The sequence below is a fragment of the Kitasatospora sp. NPDC036755 genome, assembly GCF_040636595.1.
Classification (GTDB): domain Bacteria; phylum Actinomycetota; class Actinomycetes; order Streptomycetales; family Streptomycetaceae; genus Kitasatospora.
In genome coordinates this window covers 1-4,472 of sequence record NZ_JBEZUT010000491.1, presented here as the reverse complement: position 1 = coordinate 4,472, position 4,472 = coordinate 1, and the positions used below count along the sequence as shown (strand labels likewise).

The 4,472-nt window shown below is 75.0% G+C and carries 2 protein-coding genes and 2 pseudogenes; 3 read left to right on the top strand and 1 reads right to left on the bottom strand.

What is annotated here, in order from left to right; genetic code table 11:
- Positions 1–485: pseudogene (locus tag AB0E96_RS38590) on the bottom strand (hypothetical protein); the annotation flags it as partial.
- Between the two features lie 237 nt (positions 486–722).
- On the opposite strand from AB0E96_RS38590, the pseudogene AB0E96_RS38585 reads away from it, so the two are divergent.
- The 3 genes and pseudogenes from AB0E96_RS38585 to AB0E96_RS38575 all read left to right on the top strand — a co-directional run.
- A pseudogene (locus AB0E96_RS38585) lies at positions 723–2,321 on the top strand (AMP-binding protein); the annotation flags it as partial.
- A gap of 45 nt (positions 2,322–2,366) precedes the next feature.
- Positions 2,367–2,750, top strand: a complete 384-nt coding sequence (locus tag AB0E96_RS38580) for a thioesterase family protein (RefSeq protein WP_359831126.1) — start codon at positions 2,367–2,369, stop codon at positions 2,748–2,750.
- A partial coding sequence (locus AB0E96_RS38575; RefSeq protein ID WP_359831124.1) for an FAD-dependent monooxygenase occupies positions 2,747–4,472 on the top strand: 1,726 nt, incomplete at its 3' end. The genes AB0E96_RS38580 and AB0E96_RS38575, both read left to right, overlap by 4 nt.

The window sequence follows — 4,472 nt, the reverse complement described above, 5'->3', positions numbered from 1 at the left end:
CCGGCTCGCCCGGCTGGAGATGCGCCGGGTGGTCGCCGGAGCCCGGTACGGCTACTCCTTCGACGTCCTGACCCGCCCGCTGGAGGAGAGCGACGTGTGGCCGGGTCGCTCCACCGGATCCGCCAGGACTGGTCCATCACGGCGTCCCGGCGGCTGCGCTCGTACCCGTAGCCGTTCCACCAGTAGCCGGTGGACATCCGGGTGACCGGCCCGGCCGTCCGGTAGCCCGCCGGGACAGCGGTGCCGGTCCACCGCTCGACCAGGAAGCGGACCGCCCGGCAGACCGGACGGCTCAGGGCGAGCGTGCCCGCGACCACCAGCACCATCGGCAACAGCCACGACCAGGGGTTGGCCGGGCCCCAGTGGATGCCCAGAGCCACGGCGGCGGCCCACACGGCGGGGATCGACAGGGTGACGGCCGCCACCGCGCACGCCCGCCCGAACCCCGCTCCCGCACGCCCGACCCATGAATCCGGCCGTCCCATGACCCCGCCTCTCGCTCGCCGTTCGACACCCCCACTCTGCACCCCGCCGAGCCGGTCGAGGCGCCGGTCGGCCCAGGAGTGTGGCTGGACCCACCCCGTCGTGGGTCCGGCCCCATCCGCCGGGCGCGCACGGCGAGCGCCCCCGGTCGTCGCCCGAATGCATGTATCGCTCTCTTGACTGGCGTCACCGACGCGCCATACTGGCCTCACTCCCGCTCGCACGACGAGGTGCCGCCCATGGAGCTCTCCCCCTCGGCGCACGTGGACACGTTCTGCCGAGACCACCTCCCACCCTTCGAGCAGTGGCCCGAACTCCTCTTCGAACTACCGGAGTTGGCCTACCCCGACCGACTGAACTGCGCCGCCGCACTGCTCGACGACACCATCGAACGCCTCGGCCCGGACCGTCGCTGCCTGCTCACCCCCACCGAACGCTGGTCCTACGGCGAACTGCGCGACCACGCCGACCGGATCGCCCGGCTGCTGACCGAGGACCTCGGCCTCGTCACCGGCAACCGGGTCCTGCTGCGGGGCCCCAACACCCCTTGGCTGGCGGCCTGTTGGCTCGGCGTACTGAAGGCCGGCGCGGTGGCCGTCACCACCATGCCGCTGCTGCGCGCCGCCGAGCTGACCGAGCTGCACGGCATCGCCCGCCCCGTACTCGCCCTGTGCGACCACCGCTTCCTGGACGAGCTGCACCGGGCCCGGACCCCAGGCCTGCGCGTCCTCGGCTACGGCGGCCCCGGCCCCGAGGACCTCACCGCCCGCTGCGCCGCCAAGCCCACCGGCTTCCCCGCCGTGCCGACCGCCGCCGACGACGTCGCACTGATCGCCTTCACCTCGGGCACCACCGGCCGCCCCAAGGCCACCCTGCACTTCCACCGCGACGTGCTCGCCATCGCCGACACCTTCTCCCGCCACCTGCTCGACCCCACGCCCGAGGACCTCTTCACCGGGACCCCGCCGCTCGGCTTCACCTTCGGCCTCGGAGGCCTGCTGGTCTTCCCGCTGCGGGCGGGCGCCGCCAGCCTGCTGCTGGAACAGGCCGCCCCCGAGCAGCTCGCCGACCAGGTGCACCGCCACCGGGTGAGCGTGCTGTTCACCGCACCGACCGCCTACCGGGCGATCCTGGCCGCCGGACTGGCCGACCGGCTGGCCGGGGTGCGGCGCTGTGTCTCGGCGGGCGAGCCGCTGCCCGCCGCCGTCTGGCAGGCCTTCCACGCGGCCACCGGCCGGCGGCTGATCGACGGCATCGGTGCCACCGAGCTGCTGCACGTGTTCGTCTCGGCCGCCGGGCAGGACATCCGCCCCGGCTCCACCGGCCGGCCCGTCCCCGGATTCCGGGCCGCGGTCCTGGACGGGCAGGGCCGCCCGGTGTCGGACGGTGAACCCGGGATGCTCGCCGTCAAGGGCCCGACCGGCTGCCGCTACCTGGACGACGAGCGCCAGCTGGACTACGTGCGCGACGGCTGGAACCTCACCGGCGACACCTACGTCCGGGATCGCGACGGCTACTTCTGGTTCCGGGCGCGCAACGACGACATGATCGTCTCGGCCGGCTACAACATCGCCGGGCCCGAGGTGGAACAAGCGCTCGCCGCCCACCCCGACGTCGCCGACTGCGCGGTGGTCGGCGCACCGGACGAGCGGCGCGGCACGGTGGTCAAGGCGTACGTGGTGCTGCGCGCCGGCGCACCGGCCGGGCCGGAGACGGAACGCGAGCTCCAGGAGCACGTCAAGCGCACCATCGCGCCGTACAAGTACCCGCGGGCGGTCGAGTTCGTGCCCGAGCTGCCGCGCACCGCGACCGGCAAACTGCTCCGCTCCGAGCTGCGCCGACGGGCCGCGCTGACCCCGGCCAGCGTCACCGTCGAGCGCCGGGTGGAGTGGTCGGACACCGACGCCGCCGGGCACTACCACTTCTCCGCCGTGCAGCGCTGGGCCGAGGCGGCCGAGGCCGCCCTGCTGCGCCGGCTCGGGCTGGCCGAGCTGTTCGGACGGATCCCCCGGGTGCACTTCGAGGCCGACTACCGCGAGCGGCTCTGGTTCGGCGACCTGGTCCGCACCGAGCTGCGGGTGGTGCGGGTCGGCGGCTCCTCGCTGCACTACGCCTTCGAGGTGCACGGCCCGCACGGGCTCGCCGCGTGCGGGCGGATGTCGGTGGTGCACGCGGCGCCGCACGACGGGGGCGCCGAGCCCTGGCCCGCGCGGGTCCGCCGCACGCTGGCGGAGGCGGGGCCCCAGCGGCCCGAGGTGATCGGATGACCCCCGGGGCCGACCGCGTGGGCGCGGCGCCGGACCGGGCCCGGATCGCGGTGGTCGGCGCCGGCCCCGGCGGTCTCTACTTCGCCGCCCTGGCCAAGCAGCTGGCGCCCTGCCGGGAGCTCACCGTCTTCGAACGGGACGCCCGGGAGGCCGAGTTCGGCTTCGGCGTGGTCTTCTCCGACGAGACCCTGGACGGCATCGCCCGGGCCGACCCGCGCGTCTTCGCCGCGATCAGCGCCGAGTTCGCCCGCTGGAGCGACATCGACGTCCGCTACGCGGGCGAGGTCCGCACCAGCGGCGGCCACGGCTTCGCCGCCCTGGACCGCAACCGGCTTCGGGCCGTCCTGCAACAGCGCTGCGCCGAGCTGGCGGTGGACGTGCGCTACCGCACCCCGGCCCCGCCCGTCGACCGGCTGGCCGCCGAGTACGACCTGGTGGTGGCCGCCGACGGCATCCGTTCCGGCACCCGGGCCGCCCACCCGGAGAGCTTCCGCCCCGACCTGGACGAGCGCCACTGCCGCTACATGTGGCTCGCCACCGACAAGGTCTTCGAGGCCTTCACCTTCATCGTCGAGCGGTTCGACTTCGGTGTCCTCCAGGTGCACGCCTACCCGTACAGCGCGTCCCGCTCGACCTTCATCGTCGAGGCGGCCGCGGACGCCTGGCGACGCGCCGGCTTCGCGGCCCTGGCGGCACGGGAGTTCGCGCGCGGCGAGAGCGACCTGGCGAGCGTGCGGCGCTGCGCGGACCTGTTCGCCGGACACCTGGACGGCCACCGGCTGATCCCCAACGCCTCCCGTTGGATCCGCTTCACCACGGTGCGCAACGCGAGCTGGCGCCACCGCAACGTGGTTCTGCTCGGCGACGCCGCGCACACCGCGCACTTCTCGATCGGCTCGGGCACCAAACTCGCCCTGGAGGACGCCCTCGCCCTGGCCGCGGCGCTGGGCGAACAACCCACCCTGGACGAGGCGCTGGCCGCCTTCGAGGCCGAGCGGCGCCCGGTGGTGGAGTCCACCCAGCGCGCCGCGCAGGCCAGTCTGGAGTGGTTCGAGACCATCGGGCGGCGCACCGGACAGGGCGCCGACCAGTTCGCCTTCAACCTGCTCACCCGCAGCCGGCGCGTCACCTACGGCAACCTGCGGGCCCGCGACCCCGGCTTCGTGGACGCGGTGGACACCGCCTTCGGCGGCTCGCCCGGGGTGCCGCCGATGTTCCGGCCGCTGAAGCTGGGCGCGCTGGAGCTGCGCAACCGCGTCGTGGTGCCCCCGCTGGCCACCTTCACCTCCCCCGACGCGCTGCCCAGCGGTTTCGACCGCGCCCAGCTCACCGGGCACGCCCTCGGCGGCGCCGGGCTGGTGATCGCCGGGATGACGGCGGTCGACCCCGAGGGCCGGGCCACCGACCGGTGCCCGGGCCTGTGGACCGACCGCCAGGAGGCCGCCTGGCGCCGACTCGTGGACGACGTCCGGGCGGTGAGCGACACCCCGCTCGGCATCCAGCTGACCCACGCCGGCCGTCGGGGCTCGACCACCGCACCCGGGCCGGACGGCATCGGCCGCCCGCTCGCCGACGGCTGGCCGCTGATCGCCCCCTCGGCCCTCCCCTGGGACGCCGACAGCCCGGTGCCGCACGAAGCGGACGACGTCCGACTCGCCGCCGTGACAGCGGACTTCGCGGCAGCCGCGGAGCGGGCCGCCCGGGCCGGCTTCGACGTCCTGG